Genomic DNA, 16,665 nt, shown 5'->3' on the forward strand with positions numbered 1-16,665 from the left:
TGCTCGGTTACAGCAATTTTGCGGCAAGCCAGGGCAATACTTTCGCCTTGTCCCACAAGAACTTCAACCTCGCGAAGCTTGAAAATGATTTGCTCTGGAGTAAATGCTTTGCGACCCATTTGATGCCCTCCATGGCTCCACCTTATACTAACTTTTTAGGCGGACCAGTTTTTTGGGGGCAGGTCACAAAGGTCATTGAGATCACCGTGAATGGCACCAATGATCTGCCCTTTGTGGTGAGTTCGTCCGATGGCAGCCTGACACAGAATTCTGGCGGTACATGGGCCAATACTACCACGACCGGCAACTTTGAGGCCAAAGACCTCGATATGGTGGAAGGCCAGAACCTTATCCTCAAAGGCGACGGCGTTACGTCCACTGGCACGGATACCTACACAGTTCAGGGCCAGTATGGCGTATACACCATCACCAAGACGGTCGTTAACGGAAACTCGCATTTCGAGTATACGTACAAGCTTGATCCCGCCTATCAAAATGACAACTTTGGCGGGCAGGTAGAGGATTCCGTGACCATCCAGATCAGCGATGGCAAGGCAAACGCGAACCACACGCTGAATGTCACTCTGGATGCCAAAAACGATGCCCCGGTAATCACCAAGGCTGACGATCTTGTCGTCACCGAGGATAGCAAGGTCATCAGCGACACAAACACGGTTTCAGCAACCGACCCCGACCTGTCTTTTGGCGGGGGCGCTGCAGATAAGCTTTCCTACAGCGTGGCCAATGCCGACGGCAGTGGCGAAGGATCCATGGTAGTTGGCAAGTACGGCGTTCTGGTTATGGGCGCTGACGGCAGCTATTACTTCAAGCTGAATAATGCCAACCCGGAAGTTCAGGCGCTGAACGGTGCGGATCCCAACGACCCGTCTTCGAAGCCTGAATCCATTACTGAAAAATTCAGGGTCATCGTAAGAGATGACAAGGGTGGCGTTACCTACAAGGAAATCACTGTAGACATTCAGGGCACTGACGATATGCCCATGCTCTACCTCTACGGTGTGGACGGATCGCTTGCGGCAACCGGGCCTGCCGGGTCTGGCGCGTTGCTTGTCGTCAAGGAAAAGCAGGGCGGCACTGACGCTGACTATACCGTGCACGGCAAGGCCCAGGGTTATGATGCGGACGCGGCCGACTACGATGACTTAAAGTACGGCATCAAGGATGGCGGCAATAACGCTACTGACGTCAAAATATTCGCCATCAAAACCGCCTCGGGCTGGGAGGTCACCTCAAACTCCACTCCCGGCGCTGTGGAGATGGGGTCCCTGAGTATTGACGACAAGACAGGCCTCTATACCTTCAAGGGCAAGCCTGACGGCATCGCCAAGCTTGGCGTTGGTGAAGAGCTTAACATCCCCGGCACCGTTGTGGTTCAGGATACGCACGGCAATGAAGCCACGGCCGACCTGAACATCAACATCATGGGCACCAATACCGCACCCATTATTGTGTCGACCGGCGACAAAAACCCTGACTATACGGCTGACCCCCTGGTCAAGGACGATTTTGACATCGCGCAAAGCAGTGACGGCGAATATACGCCGCTTATCGGTGAAATTGTAACTCTTGACGCTGACGGTGATGCCACGCAGGTATTCATCAGAACAACAGATCCCATACTCGGCGATCGGAACGTAACCGAGATGTACGGCAAATATGGCAAGCTGACGCTTACCGTAGATGCTAACGGCAAAACGCAGTATGAATACACGGTGACCAACCCCAACGGCATCAAGTCCCTGGGCGAAGGGGAAACAGACAAGGACACCTTTAACCTTGTCGTACGCGACCCATATGGAGCTGAAGGAACGGGAAGCCTCGTCATTGACATTATCGGCACTAATGACGCGCCTGAGATTTCCGTAAATGGCGTCGACAGCACCATCACGGTCAAAGATCCGGACAAGAATGATACGCATACTCTCACCATCATTGTTGACGAAACGGAGCATGCTCTTGTGGTGGATCCCAGCGATTCCACGCGCTTTACATGCGACCTTCCCGATGGAACGCTCAAGTTGATTTATGAACAGGCGAGCAACGGCGAAAAGCAGTGGAAGTACACCTTTAAGCCCGACGCTTCCGTGGCAGGCAGCCTTCCTTCCAACGAAACCAAAGAGTTTGATTTCTCGGTGAAGGTGACAGACCAGCATGGGGCCAGTGATATGTCTGGCGATGTGACGATCCGCTACGCGGGTACAAACCATGCGCCCGTGGGACAGCAGGTGATGCTGCCCGTGATGCTTAGCGGCGTCATCCCGGCTGGAGACGAGATCCCGTTTGACAAGACCCCATTGTCGCTGCAGGACCAGGATGGCGACCATCTCAGCTATGTATTCACCGACAGCCACGGAGCCGAGATTGCGGTTTCAGGTTCATCAACCACAATAGCTGGTGAATTTGGCACACTTGAACTCGTCACCAACAGCACTGGCGATGGGTATAAATACAAGTACACAATGTCCGACGATATGAGCGTGATGAAAAAGCTGGCCGAAATGTACGCCAAAGGGGAGGATGTTAAGGACGAGTTCCATTACAAGGTCAATGACGGCGTCTGGTCAGATGACGCTTCCGGCAAGGTTGAAGTGCATCTGGATGTCGACAACCATGCAAGCGGACCTTTCGGCGATGCAAGCGCAACCACTTCGCAGGTGGTCTTTGGCGGCGGCGGCAATGACGTCCTTCATGGCGGCTCCGGCAATGACATCCTTTCCGGTGGCGACGGCAACGACATGCTCTACGGCGGTCTTGGCGATGACACCCTCTTTGGCGGGGCCGGAAATGACTACCTTGATGGCGGAGTCGGAAGCAACGAACTCTACGGTGGCGCTGGCAACGATGTGCTTGTGTTCAACGCCAACAATACCATTATGGACGGCGGCGACGGCATCGATATGATGATAGGCGCAGACAAGAATACGCTTGACAGCCTGTTCTCCAACCCTGCTGCCAATCCCGTTAAGAATGTTGAAATATTTGTAACGGATGGCGGCAACGGACTGACCAGCCTGTCCAGCCTTGAAAGCCACGGCGTGGTTCTGAATGGTAATGAAAAAATTGAACTGTCATCGAGCTGGAGCCAGAGCGACAGTCATACCCCAAGCAGCATGTCCGGTGACTACATCGCCTTTACCAGCGACAATATGACCATACTCATTGCCAAATCCGCCCTGGCTGACGGCAACGTGTAGGCAGATCAACCGTAACCCAAAACATATGAATGCGCGGGCCGTCACTTCTCGGTGACGGCCCGCGCGCTCACTTCTGCCAGTTTCTGCCGCAGTTCCCCGTTCCATCCTCCTTGGACAGACACCTTGACCTTACCCCCCGTGCGGCTTATGTTCCTGTGAATAAATACGGCTTTTTCAGCCCAACCCCGTAACGGAGGCTTGCCGCATGTTCGGCATTGGCTTGCAAGAATTGTTGCTCATACTGGTAGTTGTTCTTCTGCTTTTCGGCGCGAACAAACTGCCCGAAATCGGCGGCGGCCTTGGCAGAGCCATCCGCAACTTTCGACGGGCCTCTTCTGAGCCTGATGAAATTGACATCACTCCCAAAAACAAAAAGCCTTCTTCTACTGATGACGACCCCAGCCATAAAGCCTGAGTCTAGCCAGACATAAAGGATTTTGTCATGAAAGCAGAGCAATTATCCGTTTTTTTGGAAAACAGGGCCGGACGCCTGGCAGAAGTGACCCGCACACTGGCTGATGCAGGCATTAATATTCGTGCGCTGTCGCTTGCTGACACTTCTGATTTTGGCATCCTGCGCATGATCGTTTGCGATCATGAAAAAGCCAAAGCCGTTCTTAAAGAAAAAGGCTTTACTCTCGGCCGTACCAGCGTTGTGGCTGTGGAAGTCTCCGACAAGCCCGGCGGCCTTGATGAGGTGCTGCAACTGGTTTCGCGCAACGGCATAAACGTGGAATACATGTATGCCTTTGTCCAACGTGAAAACGAAAGCGCTGTCATGATTTTTCGCTTCGACAAAGTGGATCAGGCTGTTGAGGTGCTTCAGGCGAACAACTTCACTATTATCCCCGCCTCACGCCTCTGCGCAAAATAAGTCTTTCATTTGGCCGAGCGCCCAAGCTGCGCTCTGCCCCAATGTCATAACAGATACCCCTTGGCCACCGCGCCGAGGGGTATTTGCATTCGCCCTCTGAGCGTCATCACCATCTGGCATCCCCTGTTCAACAAAGCCGTGCGCGTGTACCATGCAATAAACGCTGGCTTTTGAATCAGGTGGAGGACATATGGCTGCACAATATATATTGGCTCTTGATCAGGGCACGACCAGCTCCCGGGCAATCCTCTTTGATCACAACGCCAACATCGTTCAGATCGCGCAAAAAGAATTCACGCAGATATACCCTCAGGCTGGTTGGGTAGAACACAGCCCCAATGAAATTTTCGACTCGCAAAGTCACGTTGTTGGCGAATGCCTGCGCAATGCACAGGTCAGCGGCAATGCGCTGGCAGCCATTGGGATCACCAACCAACGCGAAACCACCATCGTTTGGGAAAAATCCACCGGAGCGCCCATTTATAATGCCATTGTCTGGCAAGACCGGCGCACGGCAGCCTTTTGCGACCAGCTGCGCGCTGAAGGAAAAGCCAAGCTTCTTCAGGATAAAACCGGCCTTGTTCTTGATGCCTATTTCTCCGGCAGCAAGATACGCTGGATTCTTGATGCCATTCCCGGCGCACGCGCACGAGCTGAAGCAGGCGAACTCCTGTTCGGCACGGTGGATACATGGCTTGTGTGGAATCTCAGCAAACGTGGGGCCCATGTCACGGATCCCTCCAATGCCAGCCGCACGCTGCTGTTTAACATCCACACGCGGCAATGGGACGATGAGCTGCTGGAAATTATGGGCGTGCCGCGTGCCATGCTGCCCGAAATTGCGCCTTCTTCCAGCATTATGGCGCGGACGCATCCTGAATTTTTTGGGCATGCTGTCCCCATTGCAGGCATTGCCGGAGACCAGCAGGCGGCGACATACGGTAACGGCTGCATGAAAGAAGGCATGGCCAAGAACACCTACGGAACAGGTTGCTTCTTATTGCTGAATACAGGCGAAAAACCACGAACAAGCCAGAACAACCTGCTTGCCACAGTGGCATGGCAAACTGGTCGGGGGTATTCTTACGCGCTTGAAGGCAGTGTTTTTGTGGCTGGCGCGGCTGTGCAATGGCTGCGGGACGGGCTTGGACTCATCAAAGACTCGTCCGAACTGGAAGGATTGGCGGCCACTGTCTCTGATAATGGCGGAGTGTATATGGTTCCGGCATTTGTGGGCATGGGCGCACCCTATTGGGATCAATACGCCAGAGGTACGATTGTCGGCCTGACAAGAGGCACAACAAGGGGCCATATCGCCCGCGCCGCCATTGAGGCCATCGCATTGCAGACGCTTGATATTATTGACGCCATGAAAAAAGATACCGGCATCAATCTTACTACCTTGCGGGTGGATGGCGGCGCCAGCAGAAACAACATGCTCATGCAGTTTCAGGCCGACCTCACCGGAGTGGTGGTAGAACGCCCCACCATTACAGAAACAACAGCTCTTGGCGCTGCATATTTGGCGGGGCTTGCAGTAGGGTTTTGGGAAAGCGAAGAAGTTCTTGCCCATAAGTGGAAGCTTGACCGCCGCTTCACGCCTGCAATGACTGAAGATAAAAAAGAAGAAATGCTGCACCAGTGGCACCGCGCCGTTGAAAGGGCCTCCCATTGGATAGAGGAGCAGACGCCTGCTCAAGCCACATAGCAACGCATTTTTGATGCGCATGCCGATGCGACATTACAGGATTTCTGGCCTCAAGGGGCATCCAGTTTCACGCTGGTTCTTGACTAACCCCCGCTCATTGCGCTAGTAATGCCTTTCGCACGTATGGGCACGGATAAAAACCAGGGTCCACGTCTTGCCGGGATGGTGGAATTGGTAGACGCAGCGGACTCAAAATCCGCCGAGGGCAACCTCTTGCGAGTTCAAGTCTCGCTCCCGGTACCAAAGAAATTAAGGGCTTGCAGAAATGCAGGCCCTTTTTTTGTGCCCAATTTGTATACCATTGTATACCAATCTCATTCTGGCAATTTGGGGATGAGCGTCGCGGCAAACGCATGTTCAGCATTTACTTGAGATGCGCTTTGTCAAGATCACTAGATACTGCGTAGTGACCTGGCTGCGCTCCAAAACGCTGGCGCGAACACCCGTGACGATACGCGAGTTCGATGTCATTTGCCCGCCCGATGCGGAAGTCTGGCGCTGCGGGCATCAAACGCCTGCGGAGGCATTGAAGTTCAGCCAGCCGATCCTTGCGCTCCCCCTGCACACATTGGCATCCACCGTGCGCAAGTGGGAGCAAGGCGAAGCCCATCCCATTGACCAGCGTTCAAGCTGCTGAATATCGCCGCCGACAAGGCCTGCGGGCCACCATCTAAAGCCCGCATGGACGCCGATCAGGCCGCCCAAATTGTCGTATCACTGATATGACAATTCCAGCCCTCCCCTATCCAAGCATTTGTGCGTCCCCACGTGTCGCCATCGGGCTAGCGGGCCGCACCCCGCGCTTCATAACGAATCACGGCCATCCAACTTGCCCCCTTACTACTTGCACTGTGAAGTGATCGTTATGGTTTCGGGCAATCCCGCCGGAGCAACCGGAACACAATCATGCCGGAACTGACCCGTATGAAAGGCCCGTTGACCTCATACGGACTGGTCTCATACAGGTGCCATTCAGCGCGGGATCTGCCCCAACAGCTTGAACCAGGCATAATCGAGCGGCACCAGCATCAGAAAGGTGATCGCCGCCAATGCCAGGCAGAGCCGAATGCCATCCCTGGCGGCCACCTGGCCCATGCCCATCGCAACAACAATGGGGGATGCCTGGTAGGGGAGCAATGGCGTCGCATAACCGATGACCTGCACCATGAGTACGGTCAACAGAGGCAGACCGGATGCATCTGCCAGGGACTGCGCAAGCGGGGTGAACAAGGCTGGCACTCCATTGGCCGTAACAGTGAAGTTCAATGTGCTGGTCAGCGCGACCAAGGCTCCGAAGCTGCTGCCCGGGCTGGACGGATCGAGCGGAAGCCTGTGCAGCAACCACGTGCCCATGCTGGCTCCCAGCCCGGAATGGTTCACGAACGCTGCCAGTCCCAGGATGCCAGCAATGTAGAGACAGGTGCGGATGTTGACGCCAGCGGCGAATTCATCGCCGGCCAGAAACCCAATACGAGGCAGCACGCAAACGCAGGCGGCCGCCAAGCCAATCCAGGCCGGTGAAATGCCATGCACGCCATCGGTTATCCACAATGCCAGCGTCGCAAGCAGCAAGGCACTCAGGCGCTTCTCAGCCGAACTCAGCGGATTGGAGGCCCCATGTGCAGCAATTTTTTGCGGCTTTGCGGGGAACAGCAGGCACAGACACCCCACTAGCGCGAGCCCTTTGAGCAGGCCGAGTACCGGTGCATGCAGCAACAGGTAGGGAAGGTAGGAAAGATGGATGCCGTATGCCCTTTCGGCTGCGCCGGCCATGATGAGGTTAGGCACATTGGCGGGCAGTATGCTGGCGGACAGTTGGAAGGTGCCAAAGCCTACCGCCAAAGCCAGCGCCGTACGACCGCGACTGCCCGCTACCAGCCCCGCGCGGTCGGCCAGCGCCAGGACGATGGGCATCAGCAAGGCGATGCGCCCCATGTTGGAAGGCATGATGAAGGCCAGAGCATAGGTGAGCAGCACCACGCCCCCGACCATTTGAGGCCATGAGCCAGTCAACCGGCTCGCCAAACTGCGGGCGATGCGATCCGCCAAACCGACCTTGCGTATAGCAACGCCAAGGACAAAACCACTGAGTACCAGCCAGAACGCGGCCGAAGAAAATCCTGAAAACAGCACGTCGGGCGGCGCCAGATGCAAGACGGAAACGGTTGCAAAAAACAATAACGCGACGAGGTATTCCGGCAACCTCGCCGTGGCCCAAAGCCCGATTGTGGCGGTGACGATGCCCGCTCCTATCCATGCCTCTGCCGCCATTGCGCCTCCTTGTCATTATATACTTCAAGGATAACTGACGAATTCCTTCAGGTGACTCTTAAATTTTTTCAAGGAGTCCTTTCAAAAAACCGGAAGATTGTCATGCTCAGCCTGGACATCGCCACCTCAGCCTGTTTCTCCACAGCGCCAAGGCAGGCGGCATCACGGGCGGGCGCTTCGCGCGCAAACAGCATTGGCTTGTGGCCAGGGCGTGACTCTGACGCCCGCCGGGCATGCCCTTGCTGCCCCACTCCCGCAATCTGCTGGCACGTACACATGCTCACGCATGACAATGACGGTACCCCAATGCTTGCCGTATGGATGCGAAGCAGCACCCAAAAGTATAATTACCCTATGCTATACGGGCAATTATGTTTTGGGCGGCTGGTGCGTAGAGCGAGGGAAATCATATCAGCAAATCCGTAGGGTGGGAATAGAAACTGCAGACAAAGAACGGATCAGTGCCAACGTGTTTTTTGCGCCGCCACACCGCCCAGCCAGAGGAAGACACTACCTGCACTCCACCGTACTGCACAAATGCCATACCATGAGTAGAGTACAGATCCTCAATCGTTTCATATTCCGGCCTGCGTTCCGGAGAATATGGCTTATTGCGAATATCAAAAAATACATGGCAGCATTTGTCCGCCTGTGACCGCCTGCTCATCAAAATATCCCTGCGCCTGCTATTTCCATTTAGTCGCAACGTATCTGCAACGCATGCATCCTGCCTCGCCTTTTTCAACGTGCTGATTTCAGTTTCGCTGACCTCATTCAGGGGCCCTGACCATCCAGGATTCCTGCCCCTACAGGATTGCAGACCCTATGACGAAAGGCTATGATTGAATTAATAATACTACCTGATAAGGGAAAAACATATCGAAATTATGAGCACACGCACACAAGATAAAGCCGCTCCCATCTCGGAAGTCCGGCGGACCTCAGAGCACGCCTCCACCCATCATTCACGCTTGCATGACCCAGAAGCATCTCAGGATCGAGTGACATGGTCGCTATTTATGAGAGCGGCCTTGCTTGTGGTGGGAATTTGGTCTGCCTCTGCCCTGGGTTTATATTTGTTCACGTCAGACTTCAGCAAGTCCGGCACATTCGGCGACTCTTTCGGAGTGCTGAATACGCTGTTTTCCGGTCTGGCCTTCGCTGGAATTATTGTTTCAATAAAAATGCAGAACGATGAAATGCGAGAACAGCGCAAAGAGCTGCAAAAGCAGAAGAAGAATGCTTTGCTATACCATAGGGAAAGAATGTTTCTTCTGCTGATGGATGAATTCAAAAAATCACGGGAACATCGGTACACTGTTGCCAATGTACGCCGCGTTATCCATGACTGTCTTGGTTATGATGTGACCAGCCCGGATCAAGATTCACCCGTGCCAGCGCTTATTGATGAGGTGGAAGGCGTACTTGCCGGCACCCGCTCCGAAACGCCCCTGCTGCAAACCCTGTCACGCCGAGTTTTTCGGCACGAGCTGTGTGAAGTTTTCATTAAAACTTTTCACCAGGCTGCGGAAAGCGTAAAAAAATTCGACTCCGCCAACAGGGGCGAGTACTACGACATCGTATGCAACAGCATGTCGGACCCTGAAGAAGCCTTGCTGTTCCTCTGCTTTGTCGCACGACACGGGGCGCAAACCCCGCAAAATCCCCAGGCAATGAAATTGTTCGACAGCTTTGACGAAATCAAGGGCAAGCTGCTCTAGCAGTAGCCGAAACGGGCTTTAAGCTGCAGCGCGTAATCTCTCTACGACTTGCCCACACGCTCGTGCTCACCAAAAATAAATAATTATTTCAGTCTTTGCGAAATAAAAAAATGAACCGCAGCCGCCGTAGAAGATTTTTTCTGCGGCACACTGAAGTCCATTTTCTGAATTTGTGCAACAAAACAGCGTGTTGCCAATAGCCCTGAAGTGGAAAGCCCCGGGGATGCCGGGGCAATCTGGGGATGTATTAAGCAGTTGTTGAGGCACTATGCAGGATGACGGCATCAATGTCAACATAGTACACCAGTTGAAAGCAGCAGCCATAACGAACGCTGTCACTGCCATGAGGGTAAAGAATCCACCCAGAACCCCGAAAAAAAAGGGGCTACAGATATTATCTGTAACCCCTTGATTTTTCTGGTCGGGATGGCGCGATTTGAACGCGCGGCCTCAGCGTCCCGAACGCTGCGCTCTAGCCAAGCTGAGCCACATCCCGTTGAGAAAGGGAACATAAGCGAGACGTTGGATTTTGGCAAGCCATTTTTTATTTGTAAAAAAATTATGGCTGACGTAACATAACATCCGTCCTTAGAAGGACAAATCCTTTGCGGAGCGAACGATCTTTATGACCCGTGTTCTAGTGGTGGACGATTCAACCTTCATGCGCAACGCTATTGTCTCTCTTTTGGAGCAGGACCCTGAAATCAAGGTTGTCGGTACTGCCAGGGATGGGCTGGAAGCTCTGCAAAAAGCGGAAGAGCTTGATGCGGACGTCATGACGCTTGATGTGGAAATGCCGCGCCTTGACGGCCTTGGGACGCTACAGCGCCTTATGAAAACTACGCCCATGCCTGTGCTCATGATCAGCTCGCTGACGGAAAGCGGCGCTGAAAGCACCCTCAAGGCTATGGAGTACGGGGCGCTGGACTTTATACCCAAGAACATGAGTAATGACCGTGATTCTTTCGGGGCGGAGCTGCGCCGCAAAGTAACGGCACTGGCCCGGCGTAAAGCCATCATCCGCCTCAAATACCGCCGCATCAACAATATTGCCATGCCGGCCTCCCCCCTGCCGCGGATGCAGCCTTCACAACCGGCGGACTATGTACAAACTCCCTGCCATGGCCCACGTGACCTCGTTGTTGTGGGGGTTTCCACAGGGGGGCCGCCAATGGTGCAGAAAATCCTGTCAGCCCTGCCCGCAGATCTGCCAGCCTGCATCCTTGTAGCGCAGCATATGCCCGCAGCCTTTACCGGCCCTTTTGCCAAAAGGCTCGACAGTGTTTGCAACATTAGCGTCTCCGAGGCAGTGGATGGAGATCGCATAAAAAGCGGGCATGCCTACGTATGCCCAGGCGGCAAGCATATAAGCGTGCGTATGCGCGGCCCACTGCCTGAAGTCGCCATCACCGACGAACCTCGTGACGCGCTGTACAAGCCCACCGTCAACCTGCTTATGGAAAGTGCCGGAAAAAACATGGGGCGTCGTACTCTGGGCGTCATGCTGACCGGCATGGGTTCGGACGGATGTGAAGGCGCAAAGGTTTTGAAAGAAAAAGGCGGCTGCCTCATTGCCCAAAATGAGGCTTCATGCGTGGTATATGGCATGCCCAAGGCTGTCATTGATGCCAAATTGGCCAATCAGATTCTTGATGCAGATGATATCGCCCAAGCCATCATGACAATTGTCAAGGGCTGACCAGTAGCGCAGCAGGAAGCACTATTATGGAAAATTCGCTCGATACGGCTCCGCAAATAATTGAAGCACTGCAATCAGATGACAGCGCCACTGTTCGCAATGCCGCGTTCAACGCGGGCGACATGGCCTTGCATGATGCTATCCCTTTGCTCTGCACGCTTGTCAAAAGCAGCAATATTGGCATTCAGGAAGCGGCAGAATACGCCCTGCGCAAAATCCGGGGTCCTCAGGTGGTGGCTGCCCTGCTGCCCTTGCTACGTAGCGATGAGGCCCCTGTGCGCAATGTAGCCATGGATATTTTGCGCGAAATCGGTGCCGACAGTATTGAAAGCATACAGCCATACCTTCAGGATGAAGATCCGGATCTGCGCATATTTATAGCTGATATTCTCGGGTACAGCCCGACGCATCAGGCGGTTTTGCTTCTCTCAAAGGCTCTGCTTAAAGATCCGGAAGTCAATGTGCGCTATCAGGCGGCCGTAAGTTTGGGCAACCTTGCTTTTCCTGAGGCAGTTCCCTCTCTGTGCCAGGCCATGCATGATGAAGAGTGGGTACAGTTCGCGGTGGTGGAAGCCCTGGCAAAAATCAAGGATTCTTCTGCCGCCAACGGCCTTGTAAAGCTGCTGCCACAGGCGTCGCCACTGGTATGCTCCGCCATCATAGATGCGCTGGGGGATATGGGGGATGTAAAAGCCATACCGCTTCTTTTCAGCTCTCTTGAAAATGTCCGCGTGCCTCTGCGGCATAAAATCGTCAAGGCCATTGTACAGATTCTGAGCGTACGTTCCCTGTCCCTACTGGCCGCCAAGTCACAGGAGCGCTTGCGAGTCTATCTGCTTGAGGCGCTCTCAGATAATGATGAAGACATTCTGCTGGCCGCCTTGCAAGGCTTGAGCGCCATTGGCAATGAAGACGCCACCGAGGCCATCATCAATCTGGCCGTGGGTCTTGATACGGAGCGGCAGCCCGAACTTTATGAGGCCGCCATTCATGCCATTGCCTCCCTTGGGTACAACAACATGCTCCGCGATGCCCTGCGTAGCGACGATGAAAAACGTATCGCCGTGGCAATGGAAGCCTGCCGACTTTTGAAGGATCACAGTCCGGTTGAAGAGCTTAAAACCATCTTCTGGCGGGTAAGCCCCGACCTGCGACGGGCTGCTGTGGCCGAACTTGCGCAGATGGGCGGCTGCGCGGATACCCCGTTCTTTCTCTCCATTATAGAACAGTCTGATGACCCGGAAGTTTTGAAGAGCGCGCTGGTGTTTTTCGGCAATCAGCATGGTTGCCCTGAAGTGGAAGACATCGTTTTTGCACAGCTTGACCACCGGTACGTCGATGTGCAGGAAATGGCTCTTGAGGCATGCATCAATCTGCACAGCCCCAAACTCAACAGCCAGTTTAAAAACAGGGCCCGAAGCGAAGACCCCATGCAGCGCATGATGGCCATTTACGCTCTTGGCCGCTATAGCGTTACTGAAAATCTTGATGAAATACTGCAGGCTCTTGAAGACCCTTCACCACGGGTACGACAGGTTGCCATCGAGGCCTTTCAAAATCTGGGGCCACAGGCTGAAGACTTTTTGCCCCACCTGTTGCCCCGTCTGATTGATGAAGACAAGGACGTGCGGATCGCCCTGGTAGACCTGCTTGGCCAGATAGGCACGCCATCAGTCATGCCGCACCTTATCTCTGCCCTTGCTGACGATAATGACTGGGTCAAAATCAGAGCCATTGAAGCCCTGGGCGTACACAAAATTGCCGATGCTGTTCCTTACCTGACCCAACTGTTTGAAACAGCTAATCCGATGGTTTCATTCAAAATTATTGAAGCCTTGGGCATGATAGGCGGCAATGTGGCCTTCAGTGTGCTTCTTGGCTTGATGAACAATGAAGACCAGGAAATACAGCACGCTGCGGCTGAAGCGGTGGCAGCCATCCAGGCCGAACAGGAGTAGCCATGTCACAGCCTCCGACCTTATTTCCCCACGGCGTGCAAAATAAAAACGCCAACGATACAGAAAATCGCGGCACGTCCACTTCCACGGCTCCTTCCGTGACGGGCAAACCCCCTACCCAGCCTGGGGCCTTTTCCCGTCCGGCTGATGAGCAGACGTCACGCCTGGGTGCAGGTCTGACGCAGCCGCCACAACCGACATCGGCTTTCAAACCCTCCGGATTTGACCAGCGCCCGACTGACCCCGCTGCCTCCACGGTACGGCCAGCGTTTGGCAGCAACACGGGGAGCAGCACCTTCAGTTCCGGGGGCACTACGCAAAGCCAGCCTTCTGCATTTGGCAGCGCCACCTCACCTTATGTTGGCCAGTCCGGTCTGGGGCAGCCCAATCTGGGGCAGTCCACCTGGACGTCTCCCTTGCGCCAGACAGCCCAAACGCCGCCAGGAACTTCCGTTTCCAGCCCCTTTGCGGCAAAAGACGCCGCCGCGCAAAGATCACCCGCCGGGGCGCAACAGACCTCACCTTTCGGCGCCACTGGTTCAAGCCTTTTTCCGTCTGCAGGCGCAGCGGGCAGCAGAACCGGCGCGTTTCAGTCTGGGGCCAATACGATGCCGCAGGCGGCAACGCCACCAAAGGCTCCTCTTTTCCGCAGCACGCAGCCTGAAACGGCGTTGCGCCAACCCCTCACCCCAGCTTCTGCCTTTCGAACGCCTACCCCTGCGGTTGTGAACACAAAGGCTGCATCACCCTTTCGCAAGGACTTGCAGATATCGGATGAGGAGTTTTTGCAGCTTCGCGATTTCATTTACCAGCAGTGCGGAATTTTTATTGCTGAAAACCGCAAATATCTGGTTGAAAACCGCCTTTCCAACCGCATCAAGGACTTGAACCTTAAAAGTTACAACGAGTATTACAATTTTCTTCGGTTTGATGCCAGCCGTAAGACTGAATTAAACAAGCTTTTTGAGGTTGTTACTACAAACGAGACCAGCTTTTACCGTAATCCGCCGCAGCTGGAAGTCTTTCAAAAAAATGTGCTGCCCGAGATACTGGATCAATGCCGTCAAAAAGGCCAAAAAAAATTACGTATCTGGTCGGCAGGTTGTTCCACAGGTGAAGAACCATATACCCTGGCTATCATTCTTCATGAGGTTCTCAGAAGTGAAATCCATAGCTGGGACATCAAAATCACGGCCAATGACCTTTCTGAGGCCGTGCTTGCTGCCGCCAGGCGTGGCATCTACAGCGAATATGCATTGCGCACCACGCCAAAATCCATCGTCGATACCTACTTTGTTAAAGAGGACAACATATACAAGATCAAGCCCGAACTGAAAAATATTATTTCTTTTGGGCAGATAAATCTTAGTGACAAAGAACAGCTACGACGTGTTGAAAAATCGCAGATCGTTTTTTGCCGTAATGTCATCATTTACTTTGACGATGAAATGAAGCGTAAGGTCATCAATGCATTCTATGACAACCTGGAGGTCAATGGCGCATTGCTCATAGGCCATTCAGAGTCGTTGCATAATATCAGCCGTGCGTTCCAGCTTGAGCATTTCAAAGGAACCATCGTCTACCGCAAGCTGGCTTAGGCACGATATGTGCGCCAAGATTCTGGCTGTTGCCAATCAGAAAGGAGGAGTGGGAAAAACCACAACAGCTGTGAGCCTGGGCTGTGCGCTGGTGCGGTCGGACAAAAAAGTCCTGTTGCTGGACCTTGATCCGCACGCCTGCGCGACCCTGCACGCCAGAATATATCCAGAGGACGTGCGCTACAGCCTGCATGACCTTTTTATGGCTGCAGAAGAAAACTGGCCCGCGCTGTGGCCGCTTCTGCTACGCTCCCAAGCCTTGCACGGCATGGATATGGCCCCTGGCAGCATTCGCCTGTCGGAACTTGAAGTTGATTTTAAAGACAGAAGCGCCAAAGGCAGCATACTGGGCAGAAGCCTCGAGGCTGTGCGCAAGGACTATGACTTTATTATTCTGGATTGCCCGCCCCATGTAGGCATACTTCTTGTTAACGCACTGGTGGCGGCTGATTTGCTGATAATTCCGATACAGACAGATTTTTTGGCGCTGCACGGTTTGAAGCTGCTGTTTGACACGCTGCATACACTGAACAAGGCTCTGGGCAGACCCATTTTATACCGGGCCCTGCCCACCATGTATGACAAGCGCGCCAAGGCCTGCACCAGGGTACTGGAGCTTTTGCAGCGAAAAATGGAGCACGCCATGTTCAACTCCATTATTGGCATTGACACACGTTTTCGTGAAGCCAGCGCGCAGGGATGCAGTATTTATGACATTGACCAGCATTCGCGAGGGGCGCGCTGCTATGAAGCTCTTGCACAGGAAGTGTTGCAGCTATGGTAAAAACTCCTGAAGAATATTTCTCTGGTCAGAGCTTTACGCCGCCGGGCATGGCAGGGGCATCGTCTGCACTCAGCGCTGCTGAGCAGGCTTTTGTGCAAAAGTATCTTGGCGTCGATGCACTGGCTGACCTGTCCATATATGCCCCCGCCGATGCACCAGGTGCAGCGCCGGGCACCGCCGTGGGCATTGTATCCGCCCCCGGTGTTGAGCAACATGACGATCGGGCTGAACGTACAGCGCACGCCGTAGTAAATTTAAAAGCGCAATTGACCACCCTGCCCACAGTGCAGATGGTATCGTTCTATGTGCGTGAACAGATTTTCCTTCTGCCGGTTTGCGTGATTGTTGAAGTTTTACGGCATATGCCGCTCACGCGACTGCCCATGGCTCCATCCTTTGTAGCTGGCGTCGTCAACCTTCGGGGGCGCGTCACCCCCCTGCTGCACCTTGATGCCCTGCTGACTCTTGATCAGCAACATCGTTACACACCCGAAAGTTTCATTGTGGTGTGCGGCAGTGAAGAAATGCAGCTTGGCCTTATCGTAGACAAGATTCATACTATGTATATGCTGGATCAGGCCAAGATAAACTGGAACGCCGAAGTCCAACTGGGAGCCAGCGCAGACCTGCTTTGCGGGCTTGCCGAAGTAAATGACCACTTGCACGGCATTGTTGACCCACAAATGATCGTGGAAAAGCTTCTTGAAGCTTAATACACTAGAATTACTATTAAATAGTGCTGTTGCAAAAAGTATAAATAACCTCTAAACATTTCGCATCTACATGATGTGTGGCAAGCTTTTGAATGCTCTTTCAGGGCTCAGTCCCTTATTATGG

11 protein-coding genes, 2 tRNA genes and 2 pseudogenes are annotated in these 16,665 nt (G+C 53.7%); 12 read left to right on the forward strand and 3 right to left on the reverse strand.

The window, feature by feature from the left end; translation table 11 throughout:
* Positions 1 to 119 (reverse strand): annotated as a pseudogene (locus tag BCS36_RS08010) (IS3 family transposase); the annotation flags it as partial.
* Positions 120 to 206: 87 nt separating this feature from the next.
* On the opposite strand from BCS36_RS08010, the gene BCS36_RS08015 reads away from it, so the two are divergent.
* The 6 genes and pseudogenes from BCS36_RS08015 (at position 207) to BCS36_RS08040 (ending at position 6,523) form a co-directional block, all read left to right on the forward strand.
* Positions 207 to 3,215, forward strand: a complete 3,009-nt coding sequence (locus BCS36_RS08015) for a VCBS domain-containing protein (RefSeq protein WP_291302385.1) — start codon at positions 207 to 209, stop codon at positions 3,213 to 3,215.
* Between the two features lie 205 nt (positions 3,216 to 3,420).
* Positions 3,421 to 3,630 carry a twin-arginine translocase TatA/TatE family subunit gene (locus tag BCS36_RS08020; RefSeq protein ID WP_291302386.1) on the forward strand — a complete coding sequence of 70 codons (210 nt, stop codon included), beginning with the start codon at positions 3,421 to 3,423 and terminating at the stop codon, positions 3,628 to 3,630.
* 27 nt (positions 3,631 to 3,657) lie between these two features.
* Positions 3,658 to 4,089 carry an ACT domain-containing protein gene (locus BCS36_RS08025; RefSeq protein WP_291302387.1) on the forward strand — a complete coding sequence of 144 codons (432 nt, stop codon included), beginning with the start codon at positions 3,658 to 3,660 and terminating at the stop codon, positions 4,087 to 4,089.
* Positions 4,090 to 4,279: 190 nt separating this feature from the next.
* Entirely contained in the window at positions 4,280 to 5,797 is a 1,518-nt protein-coding gene (glpK, locus tag BCS36_RS08030; RefSeq protein ID WP_291302388.1) for a glycerol kinase GlpK, read from the forward strand.
* 156 nt (positions 5,798 to 5,953) lie between these two features.
* Positions 5,954 to 6,040, forward strand: a tRNA-Leu gene (locus BCS36_RS08035).
* A gap of 153 nt (positions 6,041 to 6,193) precedes the next feature.
* Positions 6,194 to 6,523 (forward strand): annotated as a pseudogene (locus tag BCS36_RS08040) (helix-turn-helix domain-containing protein).
* A gap of 246 nt (positions 6,524 to 6,769) precedes the next feature.
* On the opposite strand, the gene BCS36_RS08045 reads toward BCS36_RS08040, so the two are convergent.
* A complete protein-coding gene (locus tag BCS36_RS08045) occupies positions 6,770 to 8,068 on the reverse strand; it encodes an SLC13 family permease (RefSeq protein ID WP_291302390.1) in 1,299 nt (432 codons plus the stop codon).
* An 887-nt stretch (positions 8,069 to 8,955) separates the two neighbouring features.
* On the opposite strand from BCS36_RS08045, the gene BCS36_RS08050 reads away from it, so the two are divergent.
* Positions 8,956 to 9,789 (forward strand): hypothetical protein, encoded by an 834-nt coding sequence (locus BCS36_RS08050; protein WP_291302391.1) that lies wholly within the window; start codon positions 8,956 to 8,958, stop codon positions 9,787 to 9,789.
* A gap of 418 nt (positions 9,790 to 10,207) precedes the next feature.
* Here BCS36_RS08050 and BCS36_RS08055 read toward each other — a convergent pair.
* Positions 10,208 to 10,285, reverse strand: a tRNA-Pro gene (locus tag BCS36_RS08055).
* 129 nt (positions 10,286 to 10,414) lie between these two features.
* On the opposite strand from BCS36_RS08055, the gene BCS36_RS08060 reads away from it, so the two are divergent.
* The 5 genes from BCS36_RS08060 to BCS36_RS08080 all read left to right on the forward strand — a co-directional run bounded on the left by BCS36_RS08060 (position 10,415) and on the right by BCS36_RS08080 (position 16,541).
* Positions 10,415 to 11,488, forward strand: a complete 1,074-nt coding sequence (locus BCS36_RS08060) for a chemotaxis response regulator protein-glutamate methylesterase (RefSeq protein ID WP_291302392.1) — start codon at positions 10,415 to 10,417, stop codon at positions 11,486 to 11,488.
* A gap of 26 nt (positions 11,489 to 11,514) precedes the next feature.
* Positions 11,515 to 13,446: a HEAT repeat domain-containing protein gene (locus BCS36_RS08065; protein WP_291302393.1), complete on the forward strand. Its 1,932-nt coding sequence runs from the start codon at positions 11,515 to 11,517 to the stop codon at positions 13,444 to 13,446.
* A gap of 608 nt (positions 13,447 to 14,054) precedes the next feature.
* Positions 14,055 to 15,044 carry a protein-glutamate O-methyltransferase CheR gene (locus BCS36_RS08070; RefSeq protein ID WP_291302394.1) on the forward strand — a complete coding sequence of 330 codons (990 nt, stop codon included), beginning with the start codon at positions 14,055 to 14,057 and terminating at the stop codon, positions 15,042 to 15,044.
* Positions 15,045 to 15,051: 7 nt separating this feature from the next.
* Complete coding sequence (locus BCS36_RS08075) at positions 15,052 to 15,828, forward strand: ParA family protein (RefSeq protein WP_291302395.1); 777 nt, start codon at positions 15,052 to 15,054, stop codon at positions 15,826 to 15,828.
* A complete protein-coding gene (locus tag BCS36_RS08080; RefSeq protein WP_291302396.1) occupies positions 15,822 to 16,541 on the forward strand; it encodes a chemotaxis protein CheW in 720 nt (239 codons plus the stop codon). The genes BCS36_RS08075 and BCS36_RS08080 overlap by 7 nt, the downstream gene beginning before the upstream one ends.
* The last annotated feature ends 124 nt before the right edge of the window (positions 16,542 to 16,665 follow it).

Origin of the sequence: Desulfovibrio sp. MES5 (assembly GCF_002237645.1) — a bacterium.
GTDB lineage: Bacteria > Desulfobacterota > Desulfovibrionia > Desulfovibrionales > Desulfovibrionaceae > Desulfovibrio.